This is a genomic window from Rahnella victoriana, from assembly GCF_021276285.1.
In the GTDB taxonomy this organism is placed as follows: domain Bacteria; phylum Pseudomonadota; class Gammaproteobacteria; order Enterobacterales; family Enterobacteriaceae; genus Rahnella; species Rahnella victoriana.
In genome coordinates this window covers 282,863-303,850 of record NZ_CP089920.1, presented here as the reverse complement: position 1 = coordinate 303,850, position 20,988 = coordinate 282,863, and the positions used below count along the sequence as shown (strand labels likewise).

The window sequence follows — 20,988 nt, the reverse complement described above, 5'->3', positions numbered from 1 at the left end:
TTCCTTACGCTGTCACAGGGTTATGCCTGCACCGTCTTCTGACGCTGTTCGCCCAAACCTTCAATTCCGAGGTGCATGACCTGCCCGGCTTTCAGATACACCGGCGGTTTTTGCCCCAGTCCGACACCCGGCGGGGTCCCGGTTGAAATAATGTCGCCCGGTTGCAGGCTCATAAAGCGGCTCAGATAACTGATAATTTCGGGGATCTGGAAAATCATGGTGCGCGTATTGCCGTTCTGATAACGCTTGCCGTCCACTTCCAGCCACAGATTCAGCTGATGCGGATCGGGGATTTCATCAGCCGTTACCAGCCACGGGCCGGTCGGGCCAAAGGTGTCGCAGCCTTTGCCTTTGTCCCAGGTGCCGCCGCGTTCAATCTGAAATTCACGCTCGGACACATCGTTGATCACGCAGTAACCGGCGACGTGCGATAGGGCATCGGCCTCGCTGATATAGCGCCCGCCGGTGCCGATCACCACGCCGAGTTCCACTTCCCAGTCGGTTTTGACCGAATCACGCGGGATTTCCACATCGTCGTTGGGGCCGACAATCGCACTGGTCCATTTGCTGAAAATCACCGGTTCTTTTGGGATCTCCGCGCCGGTTTCGGCGGCGTGATCGGCATAGTTCAGACCGATACAGATAAATTTGCCGACCTTGCCGACGCAGGCACCGAGACGCGGTGCACCGCTGACCAGCGGCAAACTTTGCGGATCGAGCTGGCGCAATTTATCCAGCGTTTCAGGCTGTAAAAACTCGCCGCTGATGTCAGTGACATGCGCGCTGAGGTCGCGCAATTTGCCGTTGCTGTCGAGCAGGCCGGGGCGTTCAGAACCGGGGTTGCCGTAACGTAATAATTTCATCGGTCAGTGTCCTTCTGTGAAAGTCAGGTCTGTGAATATCAAATGTCTGGCGCTGCTGGCGCGTCAGTTGCTCCAGCCGCCGTCAATAATCTGAACCGTGCCGGTGGTGTATGAACTGGCATCCGAGGCCAGATACAGCGCCAGCTGGGCGATCTCTTCGGTTTTACCGATGCGTCCGATCGGCTGGCGGGCGACAAATGCCGCATAAACTTCGGCTTCACTGCGGCCTTCTGCCTGCGCCTGTGCGGCAATGCGCTGGCGCAGGGACGGCGATTCCACCGTGCCGGGGCAAATGGCGTTGCAGCGGATCCCGCGGGTGACGTAATCCGCCGCGACCGAGCGGGTCAGGCCGATCACCGCCGCTTTTGAGGCGCTGTAAGCAAAGCGGTTCGGCACACCCTTGATGCTGGAAGCGACCGACGACATGTTGATCACCGAGCCGCTGTTGCGTCCGAGCATGGCGGGCAGAAACGCGCGGATCATGCGGAACATCGCGGTGACGTTAAGGTCGAGGGCAAACTGCCATTCGCGTTCGGTGCAGGTCAGAATGTCGCCGCTGTGCACCACGCCCGCGCAGTTGAACAGCACATCGATCGCGCCGGTTTCTTCCGCCAGTGCGGCGATGGCCTGCGGATCCGTTACGTCCAGCAGGCGAGGGGTAATGCCCGGAATATCACGCAACGCGTCGATATTGATGTCGGTGGCAATCACCTCTGCGCCTTCACGGGCAAACAGCGTCGCGGTAGTAAAACCGATGCCTTGTCCGGCGGCGGTGATCAGCACTTTTTTCCCTGTCAGGTTCATTGTCTTTCCCCGTAAAACGTCACTTTAAAGGACTAATGGTCAGGCCATTGGAGGCGAAAAAAACGCGTTAAAAGCGGTGCAGTTTGCTAAGATGTCCGGCAAGCTGTTTCTTAAAACGCTATTTCGGTTAACCAATTTTTTACATGCATAAAACAAATCAGCAAGATTTTTGTCCGGAAAATGCTAGCTGAATCACTTATTGAGAATTGACCTCAGGTGTCCGATGCCGATAAAGAAATTAGAAAATCCCAGAATATACAGGCAGATAGCTGACCAGCTAAAAACGTTAATTGATAACAAAGAATTTCCGCCCGGCAGCCGTCTTCCTGCCGAACGTGAACTGGCGAGTCAGTTGCAGGTCAGCCGGGCTTCGGTGCGTGAGGCGCTGATTGCGCTGGAAGTGATCGGGCTGGTGGATGTGCGTGTGGGAAATGGTGTGATCGTGCGCCATCCTCCGGCGGTACCGGTCACGCCTTCGCAGGAACCGGTGATGTCGCAGGCAGGGCGTAATCAGTGGGCGGATGTGGACGACGAGCTGAATATCGAGCTGGATTTCACTGCCGAGTTGCCGCCGTTTTCGCTGCTGCAAACCCGGCGTCTGATTGAACCTGAAACCGCCGCGCTGGCAGCAAGAAACGCCACCGACGACGAACTTGCGGCGATCAGGTTGGCATATGAGCAGAATTGTCGCGATAACCGCAACGGCTCAGCCACCCATCCCGGCGACCGGTTATTCCATATCCGCATCGCCCAGGCCAGCGGAAATCCGGCCTATGCTTTTATCATCGCGCACCTGCTCGGCCACCGTTACGGCACCATGTTCCGCAGCCTGCAATTACACTACACGCCGCAGGACATGCCGCACCGTTCTGAGATTGAACATCTGGAAATCCTGACGGCGCTGGAAGCGCGGGACAGCCGCGCGGCGAAGAAAGCCATGAAGGAACATCTGGATGCGGTGATTAAGATTTTCGGCCAGGGGTGAAAAAGGCGCGGCATCTGAACCCGTACTCTATTTCAGTGCCTGCCATGAGCGTTTACCAGACTTCTCTCGCCAGCCGTAAGAAGTTTTCCCCCAGCACATTGCGGATCACTTTTTCGCTGTGTCCTGACTGTAACAAATGGCCGACAACCTCTTCCAGCGCGGAGGGATGCACGTAGCCACCTTCGCCTGAATATTCCTCTGCGGGCCAGTATTCAGGATGTGCCGCCAGAATGTCGCCGGTACTGACATTGCCCACCGGGAAGGCATAATCCAGTGCTATTCCCACGTGGCGGGGACCGGCGAGATGAATCAGATAATCAACATGCCGGGCGAACAGCGCGGCGTCGGGGGCACTGTCACCCAGGAACTCACCAATCCCGTTCACGCCAATCAGCCCGCCATGGTTCACACACGCCCTGATTTGTTCATCACTGATGTTTCTGCCGTGCGCATGTATGGCTTTTGGATTGGAATGGGAAAATATGACCGGCTTACTGGAGTATTCAATGGCTTCGATGCTGGTCTGAAGACTGCAATGAGAGACATCAACGAACATGCCAACGCGGTTCATTTCATCAATCACTTCTTTGCCGAAAGAGGTTAAACCTGTGTTTTCATCATGGCAGCCGCCACCCGCGAGATTATTGCGGTTATAAGCAAACAGCATCTGTCGTACGCCCAGGTGATGATAAAACTCCACCATTTCAACGCGGCCATCCAGCGCGTTCATCCCTTCGATATCAAAAGTGATCGCCAGCTTACCAGAGGCACGGGCGGTGAGAATATCCTCCGGCTGATTCACCAGCAGGTAATCATCAGCATGATCGAGGATCCAGTGCCTGAATGCCGCCAGATTGCGTACTGTCTGCTCCCACGGCAGGACATCAAAGCCGACATCCACTGACAGGTAATGCACGCCTGCATCCCGCCAGAGTTGTAGATTATTCAGGTCTGCCGCCGGATCGGGCATGAAGCCGGAGTGGCCATCCCAGACCAGCGAGTCGGAAAAAATTGCGCGGGCGCGTCGGGCTATATCGGTCTGGATCATGTGAGTATTTCCTGCAATGACAAGGGGTGTTCGGAAGACGGAATCTTCAGGGCTGATGCCAGCCAGCCGGGGTCGAGCGTCGGTTCCGCCTGCAACAGACGCGCGGTGTAATCATCGAAAGGCGGCGTCAGCACCGTCTCCCGCAAGCCCTTACGCACCAGTTTGCCGCGATGCATGACGGCCACGGAATGGGCAATGCTGCGCACCGTCGCGATGTCGTGAGTGATAAAAAGCAAAGTCAGGCCGGCAGACTGCTGAAGCTGTCTGAACAAGGCCAGTACGCCCTGCGCGACCAGCGGATCCAGCGCAGAGGTAGGTTCATCGCAAATGAGAATGTCCGGTTCCGCTGCCAGCGCCCGCGCAATTGCCACTCTCTGTTTTTGTCCGCCTGAAAGCTGCGAGGGAAAACGGTCGGCCAGCTCCGGCGCCAGTTCTACCTGCTCAAGCAACTGGCTGAGGCGTGCTTTAAGCGCAGCACCGCGCAAACCGCTGCGGCGCATGATATTCCGCCCGACCAGCTCACGTACCCGGTGGCGCGGATTCAGCGCGGTATCCGCGTTCTGATAAATGTACTGGATTTGCCAGCGCTGCTGCGCAGTTCGCCGCTGACAATCAAACGACAGTGCCTTGCCTTCCAGCGTCAGTTCACCGGATTGCGGTTTTTGCAGCCCGGCCAGCGTACGGGCCAGGGTGGATTTACCGGAGCCAGACTCGCCGACCAGCACGAAGGTTTGCCCGCGGGGCAGTGTCAGCGAAAGCTGCGAGATAACCGGCTCCCCGTGACCGTATCCGACGGTCAGGTCACGCAGTTCAAGCACCGGCGCATGTTGTTCAGCGACCGGCAGCGGTGCCGGATGTCGGGTATTGAGTAATGCCCGGGTGTAAGGATGTGCGGCTGACCTAAGGATATCGGCAGTGCGGCCATATTCGATCTGTTTACCGTGGCGCAACACCAGCAGGTTGTCGGCAATTTGCGAGACTACGGCAATATCGTGCGAAATATACAGCGCCGCCGTCCGGGTTTGCTTCACCGCGTGGCGGATAGCCGCCAGAACATCGAGCTGCGTAGTGACATCCAGCGCGGTGGTTGGCTCATCAAAAACAATCAAATCAGGCGAGGAGCACAGCGCCATGGCGGTCATTGCCCGCTGCAACTGACCACCGGAAACCTGATGAGGATAGCGTCTGGCGAACTGTGCCGGATCTGGCAAACCGAGCAGGGCGAACAGCTGTAACATCTTTTCCTGTGCCGCTTCAGGCGTCAGGACGCCGTGATAACACGCGGCTTCAATTACCTGCGAACCCAGCGGAAATGCCGGATTAAAACCGGCACTGGCCGATTGCGCGACATAACAAACGCGTTTGCCCTGATGTGTCGCCAAACGACAAGCATCCCGGGGATGATAAGTGTGCCCCTGAAAAGTAATGCTGCCGCTAAGCGGTCGCAGCGCGCCGCGATAATGCCCCATCACCGCGAGTCCCAGAGTGGATTTCCCGGCGCCAGATTCGCCGATTACGCCCAGCACGTCGCCTTTGCGTAATTGAAAAGATACCTTGTCAATCAATACAGTTTGCTGATGTCCCACGCACAGCTGTGCGACTTGTAAGAGTGCCTCTGACATCACTGATCCTCCTGTTGTTGCAGCGTTCTGCTCAGGGCATCGACCAGCAAATTGACGGCAATGACCAGCAACGAAATGGCGATGGCTGGGTAAAAGGCGGCACTGACACCAAACAGAATGCCGTCTTTATTTTCCCGCACGATGGCGCCCCAGTCGGCTGCGGGGGGCTGGATCCCCAGCCCGATGAAAGAGAGTGTCGAGATAAACAGAATGCTGGCGCTGAACTGCATTCCCCATTCCGCCAGCAGCGGAAAGCGGGCGTTGGGCAGCATTTCGCGGATGACCCGGTACGCGTGAGATTCGCCGGCGAGCTTTGCGGCTTCCATGTAATCCGTGGCCAGAATATGCGAGGCAAGACTGTAACCGAGACGATAAACGCGCGTCGCACCGATGGCGGCCAGCACAACGACCAGCGTGCTGTTAGTTTGTGGTAACACCGCCAGCGCCACCAGCGCGATAATCAGCGATGGCAGTGACATAAACAAATCGTTGAGGCGTGACAATACCCCCTCCACCGCGCCTCCCACGCTGACCGCCAGAAAGCTCAGCAGCGTGCCCGCAAGCGTAGCCATTACCGAAATCACAAAAGCAAACGACAAGGTAAGACGCGCGCCAGACAGCAGACGGGAGAACAAATCCCTGCCGAGATTATCGGTGCCCAGCCAGTGGGCGGCACTCATGGGTTGCCAGATTTCACCGCATATCTGACGGGCATCGTAAGGCGCGATCCACGGTGCGGCCAGCGAGGCGAAGACAAACAGGATCAGCAGAAACGCACCGATCACGGCGCTCGCTGAGGAGAAAAGTGATTTCATCGCGGGAACCTCAGTCGTGGGTTTGCCGCCATTGCCAGCATATCGACCAGTAAATTAAGCAGAATATACACGGCGGCAAACACCAGCCCGCAGGCCTGCACGACCGGAATATCGCGCACGGTGACGGCATCCACCATGTATTGCCCGACACCCGGATAGACAAAAATCACTTCGATGATCATCGCACCGACAATCAGCCCGGCCAGATTCATGGCGATCACAGTCAGGACAGGGGAAATGGCATTCGGTGCGGCGTGTCGCCATAAAATACGCAGCGGCGGTAATCCCTTCAGCCGCGCTGTTTCCATCCACGGCGTACGGGTGACTGACATCAGCGCACTGCGTGCCGATCGCAACATGTTTGCCAGTACGGCAATCGCCAGTGTCAGCACCGGCAGCAACAGGGCGGAAAGACGATCCGGCAGGCTCATGCCGTCATAAATCGTCGAGGGAAACGTCGAGACGCCCACGTGTAACACCAGCACCTGAATCAGCAGATAGCCGATTAAAAATTCCGGCAGTGAGAGAATAATCAGGGATACCAGCGTAATCACCCGGTCGGGCAGACGGTGCAGATAGCGCACGGCGAACAATCCGCCCAGCAACGCGACCGGGACCGCCAGTAACGCGGCGGCACCCGCAAGCCACAGTGAATTGAGTAACCGGTGCCCGAGCTGTGCGCTGACCGGTTGCTGACTGGCCCATGAAAGCCCGAAATCGCCTTTGAAAATCTGTAGCATCCACAGCAGATAACGGGTGACCAGCGGCTTATCCAGCCCGAGACTTTGTCTGATACTGGCAATCGCCTCAGGTGTCGCTGCGCGTCCCAGTGACGCGGCAGCAAAATCACCGGGCAGGGCGTTGACGGCGGCGAAGATCAGCAGCGATACACCCCAGAGTAAAATCACCGCCAGCAGCAGGCGGTGACTTATGGCGCGGGCGAGCGGATGACGGGGCGCCGTGCCGCGCACCCCACGGGCAATAAAACTTTTCATCAGTTGTTCAGCCAGACGCGTGAGATGACGTGACCGTTAGATAAATCGTTGCCGACATCTTCGATATAGCCCTGAAGTTTGTTGCTGCTGGCGTTGAGGTAATTATTAAACACCGGAAGCAGGGTGCCGCCTTCATCACGCACAATCAGCGCAATGTCGTGATACAGCGTGCGGCGTTTGGCCTCATCCTCTTCTGCCCGTGCGAGTTTGAGCAGGCTGGCAAATTGCGGATTAGCGAAGTGGGTTTCATTGCTGGCTGAAGACGGGCCCAGTTCGAGCGAATAGATCAGATCCTGGGTTAAACGCGTTCCCCATGACGACACGCAGAACGGTTTGTTACGCCAGACATTATTCCAGTAGCCGTCATCGGGCTGGCGGCGGATATCAATTTTGATCCCGGCTTTCTGCGCGCTGAGCTGGAACAGCGTGGCGGCATCGACGGCACCGGGGAAAACCCCTTCGGCGACATCCAGCACAATGGGCCCGCTGTAGCCGGATTTTTTAAAGTGGAATGCGGCCTGATCGGCGTCGTACTGGCGTTGCGGGATTTCGGCCGGGAACAGCGGATACGCACTGTTGACCGGGAAATCATTGCCCAGCGAGCCATAACCGCCCAGCACGCGATCCAGAATTTGCTGGCGATCAATGGCCAGTTTCAGCGCCAGACGCAGGTCGTTATTGTCGAACGGCGGGGTGTTGACCATCATCGGCAATGTGTAATGTCCGCGTCCCGGTGTGTTGTAAATCGTGACCGGACCGCTTTTCAGCAGTGCCACGATTTTCGGGCTCAGCCCGCTGATGAAATGTACTTTTCCGGTAGACAGTGCTGCAACCCGGCTCGATGCGTCGTTAATCGCGATCACTTCTGCACTCGCCACATTGCCCCGGCTGCTGTCCCAGTCATGCGGGTTTTTCTCCAGCTGGGTATAGACGCCAGCCTCGAATTTGACCATGCGGTAAGGCCCGGTGCCGATCCCGGCGTTAGGATTTTCATAGCCGCCACCGGGCTGGATTTGCAGGTTCCACAGCGAAAGTACCAGCGGAAAATCGACATTGCTTTCATTGAGAGTAATGGTGATTTTATCGCTATCACTGGTGACGGTACTGATGGATGACAGATAGGCAATTACGCCGGAACGGAATTTCGGATCACGGTGACGGGAAAGGGTTTTGACGACATCTTCTGCCGTCAGCGCCTGGCCGTTATGGAACTGAACGCCCTTACGCAGGGTAAATATCCAGCGCGATGATTTGTCGGCGCTTTCCCAACTTTCTGCCAGCCCCGGTATCGCTTTGCCGCTGACCGGATCGGTGCGCACCAGCGTATCGCCCCAGGCACAACCTACCACCATCATGTATGAACTGATCCAGCTTGCCGGATCCAACACGTCGGTGGTCGCCGCACCATCAATGCCCAGTTTGAGATGTCCGCCTTTCTTCGGTGTGTTGTCGGCAGCGGCGGCGGGCAGGGTAAAACTGAGCCCGGAAGCGGCGCCGGCGGCCAGAGAATACTTGAGGAAATCGCGACGATTCCAGGAATTTGGCATTTTTATTATCCTTATTTTATAGGCTGATACGGTGTGAATACCCTGCTGCACAGGCGAACCTGATGGTCAGAAATTGCCCCAAAGGGGCGTAATCCTAAGAAATAGGGAAGGGGGTGTCTAATACGTAAATAAGATAAGCGTATGATAAAATTAGAAATAACACAGACAGCGTAGCCGCGGGTGCTACGGCATGCTAGGGTATTTTTTTGCCTGAATTTACCTGCTTATAATGAAAAAAAACCATGATCTGGCTGTTATGCACTGGGGAACGTACCGCGTTGCCACGGCTGACGGTGTTTTAAAATCTGTTGAACCCGTGGAATGGGATCGTAATCCGTCTGAAATCGGACAATCCCTGATGGGTTCAGTCGACGGACCCAGCCGCGTGCGTCGCCCTGCGGTCCGGCTGGGCTATTTGCAAAACGGCGCGGCCTCGCGTGAAGGACGCGGCAAAGAGCCTTTTGTCGAAGTCAGCTGGGAGACGGCGCTGTCGCTGGTTGCGGCTGAACTCGCACGCGTAAAGGACACCCACGGTAATTCTGCGTTCTATGCCGGGTCTTACGGCTGGTCGAGCGCCGGTCGTTTTCACCATGCGCAAAGCCAGATGCACCGGTTTTTCAATCAGTTTGGCGGCTATACCGGCAGCACAAACACCTACAGTCTGGCGGCGGCGGAGCGTTTATTGCCGCACATTATCGGTGATCTGGATGTGCTGCAAAAACAGCATACTCACTGGTCCGTGCTGGCCGGAAAGTGCGAACTGTTCGTTGCCTTCGGCGGACTGCCGTGGCGCAATGCGCAGGTCAACGGTGGCGGTGCCAACGATCACTCGCTGAAATACTGGTTACAGGAAATGGAGCGAACCGGCACCCGTTTCATCAATGTCAGCCCGGTGAAGAACGATCTCTCGTCGGTGAAAACGGCCGAATGGCTGTCCCTCAAACCGGGCAGCGATACCGCACTGTTGCTGGCGCTCAGTCATGTGCTCGTCGAGGAATCCCGCTATGACGCGGGTTTTGTCGCCAGCCATACCGTGGGCTTCAGTACGTTCAGCGATTATCTGACGGGTGCTCGTGACGGGCAGGCCAAAACACCGGAATGGGCAGAACCGTTGACCGGCATCAGCGCGCAGGCAATCCGCACGCTGGCGCGTGAGATGTCCGAAAAGCACACCATGATTAATATCGCCTGGTCTTTGCAACGCGCACGACAGGGCGAACAAACTTTCTGGGCGACGGTGGCGCTGGCGTCTTTACTCGGACAGATCGGCACGCCGGGCGGCGGGCTGGGCTTTGCCTACGCGTCTACCAATCTTGCAGGCTCCGATCGCCGCACCTTCTCCGGCCCGCGTTTGCCGATGGGTAAAAATGCGGTTAACGATCACATCCCCGTGGCGCGGCTTTGCGACATGTTGCTCAATCCCGGCGGCGCGTATCAGTTCGATGGCAAAAACTGTCAGTATCCCGATATCCGGCTGGTTTACTGGGCGGGCGGTAACGCGTTTCACCATCATCAGGATATCAACCGGCTGGTGAAAGCCTGGCGTCAGCCCGATACCGTGGTGGTGCATGAACAGTATTGGACGGCGCAGGCTAAGTTCGCCGATATCGTGCTGCCGGTGACAACGTCACTTGAGCGTGAGGATATCGGCAGCGCCAGCAACGATGGTTACATGATTGCCATGCGTCAGCATATTGCACCGGTCGGTGAGGCGCGCAGCGATTACGCGATATTTGCCGCGCTCGCGCAGCAGATGGGCTTTGGCGAGGTCTTCAGCGAAGGGCGCGATGCGACGGACTGGCTGCGGCATATCTACCAGCTTTCAGTTCCCCGTGCGCAGGCCGATGGCATTGAGCTGCCGGAATTCGATGATTTCTGGCAACAGGGCAAACTGGAATATGCGCGTCCGGATACGCCGCAGATCCTGTTCGAAGACTTTCGCCGTGACCCTGAGGGGGCGCCGCTGACGACGCCGTCAGGCAAGATCGAACTGTTTTCACAGACGGTGGCAAATTTCGATTACGAGGAATGTCCGGGTTTCCCGTTCTGGTATGAACAGGATTATCGCGAACAGCAGGAAACCCGCGCGCGCTGGCCGCTGCATTTGCTTTCCAGCCAGCCACGCACGCGGCTGCACAGCCAGTACGATCACGGCAGCGTCAGCCGCAAGACTAAAATCAGTGACCGTGAACCGCTGTGGTTACACCCACAGGATGCCGCCGCTCGCGGTATCACTGAGGGCAGTATCGTGCGGGTGTTTAACGATCGTGGCGCAATCCTGGCGGGTGTTCATCTGACCGAAGATCTGCGCCCCGGCGTGGTGCAGATGTCTACCGGTGCCTGGTACGACCCGCAGGACCCGTCGCAACCCGACTCGCTGGATAAACACGGCAACCCGAACGTACTGACGGAAGATCGTGGCAGTTCGCGACTCGGGCAGGGGTGCAGCGCACAAAGCTGCTGGATTGATATCGAACGCTGGAACGCGCCTTTACCCGAGGTTACCGCCTTCCTGCCGCCGGCGTTTGTTCCTCCTGATGACTCAGGCAACTGATGCGGGTGAAGGGAAAATTTAGGCCCCGCCATCCTCCAGCCTGCTGATGTGCAGGCTGAGCCAGGTCAGTTCGTCTTTGGGTAAGGCGATGGCGTATTTTTCCTGCACATAATCGCGTATGGACAGGGAAACCGCCATCGCGCCCGGACGATGGCGCAGCAGTTCCTGATAAAAATCCTCCGTGTCACTGGCCGCGATTTTTCCGCTGAGGATCCTTTCAGCGAAATAACGCACGTGGGTAATGAAACGGTTGTAGTTCACTGAGTCAATATCGAGGATTTTGTTCAGCTTATAGCGGACAATTTCAGCGATGCGGTTTACCAGTTCTACCTGCTGATGGGCGGTGGTGGTGTCGTTGTCACCTGACGCATTAATCAGATGAAAGGCAATATTCACCGCTTCATCGGCAGGCAGGGAAATATCGAAACGCGCACTGACCATCGCGCTGGCCTGACGAGCAATTTCGTATTCTTTCTGATAATAGCGTTTTATCTCCCAGCCCAGTTTGTTGACAAAACTCTGTTCTTTTTTGCAACGTTCTGCGGCAAAAAACAGGTGTTCCGTGAGGGTGAAAAACAGCGAGGAATGGAGTTTTTTGACATAACTTTGCTGCGCCAGCTGAATAATGTCGTGGGTGACATCAAAAAAGGCCGCAGGAATGGTGGCCGTCAGTGACAGAAAATGTCGCGATTTCAAATCCTGTATCGGGATAAAAACCTTCTCGACGTGCGCAATATCAATCTGCATGCCGGGCTTTGCGTTGAAACCCAGCCCTTTGCCAAACAGCACCATTTCCTCCTGCTCATTTTCAACCAGAAGCATGCTGTTATTGAGCGATTTCTTCACTGTAATCACGGTCTGTTCCTGCGGCTGATTGTCACGATTACGCCATGTCCGCGCCATTTGTCGCGATGACTTTCTGGTACCAGAAAAACGAGTCTTTGCGCAGACGTGCCAGAGAACCCGCACCTTCATCATCCTGATCGACATAGATAAAACCATAACGCTTGGACATTTGCGAGGTTCCGGCGCTGATGATGTCGATTGACCCCCAGGTTGTAAAGCCCATGACCTCAACACCTTCATCGATGGCGTTTTTTACCTGTTCGAAGTGGGCGCGGAAATAGTCGATACGGTAATCGTCATGAATTTTTCCAGCGACGACCTCGTCTTTCGCCCCGAGGCCACATTCCACGATAAACAGCGGTTTCTGGTAGCGGTCATAAAGTTCAAGCAACGAGATTTTCAATCCGACCGGGTCAATCTGCCAGCCCCATTCTGATGCCGGAAGGTAAGGGTTTTTGACGCCAAGAATGGTATTGCCGGGAATACGTTCTGCATCCGGCTGAGTGGATTCGGTCAGCGACATGTAATAGCTGAAAGAAACAAAATCGACGGTGTAAGCGCGCAGTATTTCAGTATCACCGGGTTGCATTTCAATGTGGATCCCGCGGCGTTCGAGGTCACGCGTGATCAGTGGCGGGTAGGCACCAAACACCTGCACGTCCGCGTAGAACATGTTTTCCAGATTCTTCTTCAGCGTGGCTTCTACGTCTTCGGGTTTACAGGTGCGCGGGTAGGTGGTCAGTTTGGTCAGCATGCATCCGACCTGGCTGCAGGGAATGATCGCATGGCAGTCGCGGGTGACCAAAGCCGATGCCACAAACTGATGATGCAAACCCTGATAGATATCCTGTTCCGCGCGACCTTCCGCACTTTTTTCTTCCCTGATCCCGGCGGTGGTAAAGGGATGACGGCGGATGCTGTCGATTTCGTTAAACGTCAGCCAGTAAACCACCAGGTCTTTGTAACGTTCGAAACACACGCGACAGAAACGCACAAAGGCATCCACCACGTTACGATGTACCCAGCCATTGTATTTTTCGCTCAGCGCCAGTGGCATTTCGTAATGCGACAGTGTGACCAGTGGTTCGATGTTGAGCCTTCTCATCTCGCTGAATAATTCGTGATAAAACGCCAGTCCGGCCTCATTCGGTTCCCTGTCTTCTCCGGTCGGGAAAATTCGCGACCAGGCGATGGACACGCGCAAAACCTTACAGCCCATTTCGGCGAATAAAGCCAGATCCTCTTTATAACGATGGTAGAAATCTATCCCGCGGCGTTTTGGGTACAGCTCGTCGTTTTTCCCCTGAAGTGCATCCGCGATATTTTCATCGGTCAGCGCCATGTGCGCGCTGTAATCTTTGAGCGAGACATTGGGTTTCCAGGTGATGGCATCCGCCACGGAAGGGCCTTTGCCGTCGATATTCCATGCGCCCTCCGCCTGATTGGCGGCGATAGCGCCTCCCCATAAAAAGTCTTTCGGAAACGTTGGTTTACTGGTCATTACACGGACTCCTTTAAAGTCATAACAACGGGGCGATGATTAATCTGTAAGGCGGCGGGTTCCGGTTCTAACGTGAACCGCTCGCTGTTGGTGATCACCATAATGACCACCGGATCAAAACCGGCGCGGGTCAGGGCATCCACATCAAATTCCACCAGGATGTCGCCGACGGACACCCTTTGTCCGGTTTCAACGCGGGGGGTAAATCCCTCGCCGTTCAGTTTGATGGTGTCGATACCGATGTGGAAAATCAGCTCAATGCCACTGTCGCTGAGCATACTGACCGCGTGGCCGGTTTCGAAAACATTCACGATCACGCCACTGGCAGGCGCGCTGAGCACACCTGCCTGGGGAATGATGGCAATACCCTCACCCATGATGCGTTTGGAAAATACATCGTCATTCACCTGCTCAAGCGGGATGACTTTCCCCTCTACCGGCTGCATCAGATCCAGTGAACTGACCATGGCCTCAGCAGGAAGCGGCATACTTTTCTCTTTCCACAGCATCAGCGCACTGACAAAAGAGACGCCAAAAGCAATCACCACGCCGGCGAGGGCATAGACGATATTCATGCTGTTTTCAGGGGAGACAAATATTGAGATGGTGGCTAAACCCGGCCCGACCAGCGCGAAAGCCTGAATGCCCATCCAGCCGACAAAAGCACCGCCGACAAAACTGCCCGCCAGAACGCTGTACAGCGCCTGCTTGTGCAACAGCGTGACGCCATAAATCGCGGGCTCGGTAATGCCGAACAAGGCGGAAATACCGGCAGAAAACGCAGTGGACTTCATGGCTTTATCTTTACTTTTCAGGGCGATGGCGAAGCAAGTGCCTGATTCGGCAATGTTGTGCGCCAGTGACGCCGGTAAGTAGATGAACTCGCGCCCGAGCTGGCTCATGGAAGAGATGGCATACGGCAGCATCGGTTTATGCATTCCTGCGGCCACCATGAAGGGCAATCCTGCTGCCAGCAACGCCGTCGCGATGAAGCCTAAGTGGCCGTATAACCACAGGATGACTTTGGCCAGACCGGCACCGAGTTCATATCCTAACGGACCGAGCACCAGTAAGGTCAGGGGTACGGTGATCATCAGGGAAAGCATTGGCGAAAGGAAAACGCGCACGGATGACGGCGTATACCGGTTGAAAAGTTTCTCTGTCTGCGCATAAAAAAGGACGCACAAAATGGCCGGAAAAACCTGCGAGGCATAGGGGACATTCTTCAGATCCAGCGAAAGAAACTGCGCGCCGTCAGCCAGATGTTTTGCCATGCCCGGCAACACCATGACCGATACAGCGGAAACCGCCACAAGAATGTTCACCTTAAGTTTGGTCGCCGTGGTGATCGCCACCAGTATCGGCAGAAAATAGATCGGCGCTGAACCAATATTATCCAGTACTTTCCAGGTCGAACTGCTGCGGCTCAGCCAGCCGAGCGCATCCAGCAGCAATAACAAGGATTTCAGGACGCCGCCTCCGGCAATGGCCGGAACCAGCGGCTGGAAGACGCTGATAATGAAATCCACCACGACGGAGAGCACGCGGCTGTTCTTTGGCTGCGGCTGAGTCTGAACCGGTGACGTCTGGCCGCTGACCAGTTCTTTGACTGCGTCATATACCCGGATTACTTCGCTGCCAATCACCACCTGGCACTGAACATTGAGCCTGACGCCCAGCACGCCGGAAATTTTTTCCAGCGCGGTCTGGTCGGCCTTTTCGTTGTTATAGAGGCTGAGCCGCAGCCGCGTTGAACAATGCTCAACGTGTTCAATATTCTCCACGCCGCCGACCCGCGCCACAATTTCCTGAGCAACTTGCAGATGATTCATAGCCACCATTCCCGGAGCCGAAACAAAAAAAAAGACCTGAAGCCCCATCACCTTACAAAGAAGAGGATGGGGCTTCAGGTCTTGCCTACGCTGGGTAGTAACACGCCTGTGGTCTATTTCTGATTAATTAGGTCCTGAAGTCAATGTAATCATCGGGAAGAAGGCGGTAAGTGTGAGCTCGTTGGCAAAATTTCTGAATCGCCCCTGACTTTTTTAAAGACAAAACCCCAATCAATGAAGTTGCGCGGCGGGCTAAGCGAACAAAACCGAAACTTTCACGAATCCTGTCAACCCATTGACTCCTCAGCATTCGGGAAGAACAGTCCGAAAGTCGTGGTGCCTTGCCCGCTTTCAACCCAGCAGCGGCCCTGATGCAATTGCATGATGGAGGTGACAATCGACAACCCCAACCCGCTCGAGTGGGAAGAGTTTTGGCGGGAAGGATCCGCACGATAAAAACGGTCGAAAATCCTTTCCTGATCGTGTTTAGGAATCGTTTCGCCCTGGTTGACCACCAGAATATTCATGCCTGCGGCGGAGGGGGAGGCGATGATTTCAATCACGCTATCTGCTGCGGCATGGCGTACGGCGTTGGAAAGCAGATTAGCCAGCGCTCTGCGTAAGAGCATAGCGTCGGCAAACAGGGTGCCCTGGCCGCTGACCTGGATCCGGATATCGCGTTCGGCAGCTAAGTCTTCGAAATAATCACAAATCCGCTTCATATCCTGCGTGGCGTCCAGAACGATGCGCTGAATTTCCTGGTCTGGCTGCTCGGCCTGCGCCAAAAAAAGCATGTTATCAATCATGCGCGACATGCGTTGAAGTTCTTCAAAATTAGACCCCAGCAACCGCCGGTAGTACTCATTTTCACGTGGCGCACCCAGACCTACCTCGGTTTGCCCGAGAAGTATGGTGATCGGCGTACGCAGATCGTGGGCCATGTCGCCACTCACTTGCTTAATTTGTTTAAACCCGCGTTCGAGTCTTTCCAGCATGGCATTTATCTGATCAATCAGGGGATCAAGCTCAGTGGGTGCATCGTCTTTGGCCAGACGCGAGGACAAGGTTCTGGTGCCAATCTTCGCGGTTCTTTCCGCCAGCCTTCGCAAAGGAGAAACCCCCCGGCGGGCAAAAATAAAGGCCAAAACGACCGAGATGGCCGCCATCATCGATGCAAACAGAATGATGTTATCGCGATACACATCCAAAATATGCGTCCGGTCGGTTAACACACGGCTTGAGATAATCTCCAGCGGGGGTAAATCATTGGAAGACGGACTGGTCGCCGCCATAGAAATCATTGGCGTCCCGTCAGACGTCTGCGAATGATGCACGACATTCAGCGACAGTTTCTGGTTGGCGGAGATCGGCGCGACATCAGGGATCGGGCGTTTGAGAGGATTGACCTCCAGTAAGGTCGGGCCTTGTGCATAACGGATAACCAGCAGGGATTCCGTGTTTCCCAGCATATTCGCGAACAGGTGCGGCTTTTCATGAATAAGCTGACGGGCATCCATATCCCGTAATAAGGTGCTGATCTGGTCCACCCGTGAGACAAGCGCCGCGTCATCACGCAGTGTCAACTGGTGCCGTAACGCATAATAAAGTGCTCCGCCCATGACAGTAAACGCCACAAACGAAAAAGCGGCGAGCAAAACGGCGAGGCGAAACGTGAGGGAAATACGTCTCATGGCTCTTCCTCACAGCGATAACCCACGCCATGTATTGTATGTATTAATTGATTCTGAAACGGCTCATCGATTTTTTGCCTTAATCTTCTGACGGCCACATCCACCACATTGGTGTCGCTGTCAAAATTCATATCCCATACGCGGGAAGCCAAAAAGGTGCGCGACAATACCTGACCGGGATGCTGGAGAAAACATACCAGCAATTTAAATTCTTTGTTGGTCAGGGTGATACGTTTCCCGGCGCGTTCACACCGAAATTTTTCGATATCCACGACCAGATCTGCCAGCGATAGAACATTACCTGATTGCGGCTGGCCCCGGCGAAGGATGATGCGAATGCGGGCCAGCAGTTCAGCATAGGAAAAGGGTTTCACCAGATACTCATCAGCCCCCAACCCCAGGCCACGCAAGCGATCTTCCAGCGCCCCGAGTGCACTGAGAAACAGCACGGGTGTCTGGAGATGAATACGCAGTCGCTCCATCACCGTCCAGCCGTCCATCTCTGGCAGCATCACATCCAGCAGGATCAGGTCGTAAGCATTCTCCCGGGCCATATGAAGGCCATCGATACCGTTAGCGGCCCAGTCGGCGGTGTAACCCGCTTCATTAAGGCCATTTCTCAGGTATTCGGCGGTTTTCTCTTCGTCTTCAATAATGAGGATTTTCAAACAGGATAGAACCTCGGCGTGCAGGAGAAAAGGGCGCACGCGGCGCCCATTTCTTCTCATCATGATGATGCGAAATGTTTAATAACCCGGCACGTGCGCGGCTTTCATAATCAGATTTGCCACGGCTTCCGGCTGGGAAATTAACGATACATGACTAGATTTTAGCTCGATCGTCTGCGCATGCATACGTTTAGCCATGAAGCGCTCGAGATCAGGATTGATGGTGCGGTCTTCCGTCGAGACGGCGTAATACGTCGGCTTAAATTCCCAGGCAGCGACGCTGGTTTTGGCCATCGTGATGGCTTTGCCCATGGGTTGCTGAACGGCGTAGTAAGCTTTGGCTTCTTTCTCAGGCAAATCACCTGCAAAATCATGAACAAAGGCTGATTCCGTTAACGCACCAAAATTGTCATTCCATTTTATGCCCGCAGAAGCGGGCGATGCCGGGAATTTCTTTGTCAGCGCCGGATAGTCTTCACCCGCTGCCGGTGCACGCGCAGCGATATATACCAGGCCTTTCACTTCCGGCTCATTCCCTGCCTGGCTAATCACCATTCCCCCGTAAGAGTGTGCGACCAGAATGACCGGGCCGTTTTGCAGAGCCAGCGCCCGTTTCACCGCCGCAACATCGTTATCCAGTGACGTCGTCGGGTTCTGCACCGCAGTCACATGCAGGCCTTTGGCTTGCAGCAGCGGGATAACCTTAGACCAGCTCGACGCATCCGCAAACAAGCCATGAACCAGCACGATGTTAGTGACTTCCGGTGCATTTGCGACTGGCTTGCTGGTATCAGCCTGAACCGTTGAGATAGTCATCCCGGCAAGGACGAGAGAAGTGATGAGTGGCAGATTGGGTAATTTCATAATAAATCCTCAGTGCAGTGTGTGAAGGCAATATATCAATCAGAGGCCAACAAAAGACTGACGAGGAAATGACAAAAAAATGACATACATGCCGGGGAACACGTAGCCACAGAAACCGACTCCCATGCGGTACCCAATGTCGCGCGATGAAATTTATGACATCTTTTTCAGATGCTCCCGTACGGCATTCAGAAATCTTTCAGAAAGCTCATCCCCCATGGTGGCCCGTGAAAGTATCAATGCACCCGTCATCGTTGCCAGTTGTACAAGATGAATATCAGAGGGCTCGCAGTCTGGGTCATTTTTTTGAATTGCAGCCAACTGCGTAGCCATTTTCTTTAAACCGTCTATATACGTTTGGCGTACCGGCTTTTCCAGCGGTTTACGCTGCACATCCGATGCCAATGCGGTCACGGTACACCCGTGGCCTGCATTATCTCTGTGCTCAACAGAAAGATAGGAATCCAGGAGTCCGTTGAAAGTGGTTATACCGCTTAATGAGAAAGCATCACTTACATCATCAAACGCACGTTGGCAGGCGAGAGCCTCAAGCTCGTCTTTGGAACTAAACTGACCGTAAAATCCACCGTGTGTCAGGCCGACGGTCGTCATCACATCGTTGACGCTCACGCCGTCCAGACCTCGTTCCCGGAACAGTTCCGCGGAGGCTTTAATAATATTATCGCGGTTGCGTTCCATTTGTTCTTTGGATACCCGACCCATTTATCCTCCATTACCCGTTAAACAATCCGGGGTGTGAGCGCCCGTATATTCGTCTCGCCCCTTATGCACGGGGAAGCCGGATGCAGACATGTTCTGCGCCAGCCCCCTGCGCTCTGGCAAGAATGCCAGCTATCGTTGCGAAGTGCATTATTACCTGCCTCGTCCATAGTTAAATGACGGTTGACATTTATTATACATGTCACGCATCATTTAAAAAGTCTTTGCGCGTAAATTCCACTCTGATCCAGGGGAAAAAATGCCTGAGAACACTTCAGTACTGATTACCGGCGACTCACCGGCGATGAGTATCTTTGGAACCTTTATCAACAGCCTTGCAAGGCCATGCTTGCGGAGTTCAGACAGGAATATGCGGCTCCAGGAACCCTGGGGAATGATGAATAAAACTTGCCCGTTACAGTGATCTTTTACCCCCCTTTAGAAGGAATTTATCGATGTCCGATAACATACTCTTTTCTCCGTTCACCCTGAAAGGCCTGACGCTGCCTAACCGCATCGTCATGGCTCCTATGACCCGTAGCATGGCCCCGGAAGGCATTCCAGGCCAGCCTAATGCCGGTTATTACCGTCGCCGCGCCGAGGGTGAAGCAGGTCTTATTCTGACAGAAGGAACCGTGGTTAATCGCCCGGCCTCCCGCAATATGCCAGGCATTCCCTTCTTCCATGGCGAGCAGGCACTGGCTGGCTGGAAGCAGGTCGTAGATGCTGTTCATGCAGCCCGCGGTCGTATCGGTCCGCAAATCTGGCATACCGGTTCGACCCGAAGCGGTGAATGGGAGCCTGACGCGCCGGTTGAAAGCCCTTCAGGGTTAGTCGGCCCCGGTGACGCAAGAGGAATGACTATGTCAGAAGAAGACATAGCCGATACGGTCGACGCTTTTGCCCGGGCAGCCGCAGAGGCAAAACGCCTTGGTTTTGATGTCGTAGAACTGCACGGTGCGCATGGATACCTTATCGATCAGTTCTTCTGGCAGGGCACAAACCTTCGTACTGACGCCTTCGGTGGCAAAACCATTTCAGAACGCTCTCGCTTTGCGGCAGATATTGTGCGCGCAGTGCGCGCGTCGGTCGGGCCTGAATTCCCGCTTATTCTTCGTGTCAGCCAGTGGAAGCAGCAGGACTATGCAGCCCGCCTGGCGGAAACCCCTCAGGAGATGACAGAGTGGCTGGTTCCGCTGGTTGAAGCAGGCGTGGACATTCTCCACTGCTCACAGCGTCGGTTCTGGGAGCCAGAGTTCCCGGATGTTGACGGTAATGATGGCCTTAACTTTGCCGGCTGGGCAAAAAAACTTACCGGTGCCGCCACCATCAGCGTCGGGTCGGTGGGGCTTGCAGATGATTTCTTTGGTGCCTTTGGCGGCCAGGGCTCTGGCACAGCTGCGCTGGATAATCTGTACACACGCATGGAACGCGAAGAGTTTGACCTGATTGCTGTTGGCCGCGCACTCCTGTCTGACCCGCAGTGGGTTCAGAAAATCCGCACCGGTCGTTTGGAAGATCTGCACGGGTTTCAGGCAGAAGACCTGGGGACATTGTTCTGATGGATTTAATCCACCGACAAATCAATACATACCAAGCCGGCTCTGGCCGGCATTTTTTGCATCAAGGGAAA

The 20,988-nt window shown here is 55.1% G+C and carries 17 protein-coding genes; 3 read left to right on the top strand and 14 right to left on the bottom strand.

The features are described 5' to 3' along the window. Positions 1–20: 20 nt before the first annotated feature. On the bottom strand, positions 21–863 hold the full coding sequence (locus tag J9880_RS22705) for a fumarylacetoacetate hydrolase family protein (RefSeq protein ID WP_232770874.1): 843 nt from the start codon (positions 861–863) through the stop codon (positions 21–23). A gap of 63 nt (positions 864–926) precedes the next feature. Beyond that, a complete protein-coding gene (locus tag J9880_RS22700; RefSeq protein WP_119824167.1) occupies positions 927–1,667 on the bottom strand; it encodes an SDR family oxidoreductase in 741 nt (246 codons plus the stop codon). A gap of 223 nt (positions 1,668–1,890) precedes the next feature. Between J9880_RS22700 and J9880_RS22695 the strand changes: the two genes are divergently transcribed. After that, on the top strand, positions 1,891–2,652 hold the full coding sequence (locus tag J9880_RS22695; protein ID WP_095925309.1) for a FadR/GntR family transcriptional regulator: 762 nt from the start codon (positions 1,891–1,893) through the stop codon (positions 2,650–2,652). 52 nt (positions 2,653–2,704) lie between these two features. Here the strand turns inward: J9880_RS22695 and J9880_RS22690 are convergent, their stop codons facing one another. The 5 genes from J9880_RS22690 to J9880_RS22670 are packed head-to-tail and all read right to left on the bottom strand — an operon-like array spanning position 2,705 to position 8,679. After that, complete coding sequence (locus tag J9880_RS22690; RefSeq protein WP_133822355.1) at positions 2,705–3,700, bottom strand: dipeptidase; 996 nt, start codon at positions 3,698–3,700, stop codon at positions 2,705–2,707. Then, positions 3,697–5,322, bottom strand: a complete 1,626-nt coding sequence (locus J9880_RS22685) for an ABC transporter ATP-binding protein (RefSeq protein ID WP_232770873.1) — start codon at positions 5,320–5,322, stop codon at positions 3,697–3,699. Before J9880_RS22685 ends, J9880_RS22690 begins: the two co-directional genes overlap by 4 nt. Continuing rightward, on the bottom strand, positions 5,322–6,137 hold the full coding sequence (locus J9880_RS22680) for an ABC transporter permease (RefSeq protein ID WP_232770872.1): 816 nt from the start codon (positions 6,135–6,137) through the stop codon (positions 5,322–5,324). Before J9880_RS22680 ends, J9880_RS22685 begins: the two co-directional genes overlap by 1 nt. Next, complete coding sequence (locus tag J9880_RS22675) at positions 6,134–7,132, bottom strand: ABC transporter permease (protein WP_095925305.1); 999 nt, start codon at positions 7,130–7,132, stop codon at positions 6,134–6,136. Before J9880_RS22675 ends, J9880_RS22680 begins: the two co-directional genes overlap by 4 nt. Continuing rightward, positions 7,132–8,679, bottom strand: coding sequence for an ABC transporter substrate-binding protein (locus tag J9880_RS22670; protein ID WP_133822351.1), 1,548 nt, complete (start codon positions 8,677–8,679; stop codon positions 7,132–7,134). The genes J9880_RS22675 and J9880_RS22670 overlap by 1 nt, the downstream gene beginning before the upstream one ends. A 229-nt stretch (positions 8,680–8,908) precedes the next feature. Here J9880_RS22670 and J9880_RS22665 point away from each other — a divergent pair, with 229 nt between their 5' ends. Further along, positions 8,909–11,233, top strand: coding sequence for a molybdopterin-dependent oxidoreductase (locus tag J9880_RS22665; protein WP_232770871.1), 2,325 nt, complete (start codon positions 8,909–8,911; stop codon positions 11,231–11,233). An 18-nt stretch (positions 11,234–11,251) separates the two neighbouring features. Here J9880_RS22665 and J9880_RS22660 read toward each other — a convergent pair whose 3' ends face one another. From J9880_RS22660 to J9880_RS22630, 7 genes are all read right to left on the bottom strand, one after another. Beyond that, complete coding sequence (locus tag J9880_RS22660; RefSeq protein ID WP_095925827.1) at positions 11,252–12,088, bottom strand: PRD domain-containing protein; 837 nt, start codon at positions 12,086–12,088, stop codon at positions 11,252–11,254. 28 nt (positions 12,089–12,116) lie between these two features. Then, entirely contained in the window at positions 12,117–13,580 is a 1,464-nt protein-coding gene (locus J9880_RS22655) for a glycoside hydrolase family 1 protein (protein WP_133822349.1), read from the bottom strand. Next, the gene (locus J9880_RS22650) at positions 13,580–15,412 is read right to left on the bottom strand and encodes a beta-glucoside-specific PTS transporter subunit IIABC (protein WP_232770870.1); all 1,833 of its coding nucleotides are present in this window, start codon (positions 15,410–15,412) and stop codon (positions 13,580–13,582) included. The genes J9880_RS22655 and J9880_RS22650 overlap by 1 nt, the downstream gene beginning before the upstream one ends. 287 nt (positions 15,413–15,699) lie before the next feature. Next, on the bottom strand, positions 15,700–17,103 hold the full coding sequence (locus J9880_RS22645) for a heavy metal sensor histidine kinase (protein WP_232770868.1): 1,404 nt from the start codon (positions 17,101–17,103) through the stop codon (positions 15,700–15,702). After that, the gene (locus tag J9880_RS22640) at positions 17,100–17,771 is read right to left on the bottom strand and encodes a heavy metal response regulator transcription factor (RefSeq protein WP_095925300.1); all 672 of its coding nucleotides are present in this window, start codon (positions 17,769–17,771) and stop codon (positions 17,100–17,102) included. Before J9880_RS22640 ends, J9880_RS22645 begins: the two co-directional genes overlap by 4 nt. A 78-nt stretch (positions 17,772–17,849) precedes the next feature. Next, complete coding sequence (locus J9880_RS22635) at positions 17,850–18,635, bottom strand: alpha/beta fold hydrolase (protein ID WP_232770867.1); 786 nt, start codon at positions 18,633–18,635, stop codon at positions 17,850–17,852. A 153-nt stretch (positions 18,636–18,788) separates the two neighbouring features. Beyond that, on the bottom strand, positions 18,789–19,358 hold the full coding sequence (locus tag J9880_RS22630; protein WP_095925824.1) for a TetR/AcrR family transcriptional regulator: 570 nt from the start codon (positions 19,356–19,358) through the stop codon (positions 18,789–18,791). Between the two features lie 452 nt (positions 19,359–19,810). Here J9880_RS22630 and J9880_RS22625 point away from each other — a divergent pair, with 452 nt between their 5' ends. After that, positions 19,811–20,917: an NADH:flavin oxidoreductase gene (locus tag J9880_RS22625; RefSeq protein ID WP_095925823.1), complete on the top strand. Its 1,107-nt coding sequence runs from the start codon at positions 19,811–19,813 to the stop codon at positions 20,915–20,917. Positions 20,918–20,988: the final 71 nt, after the last annotated feature.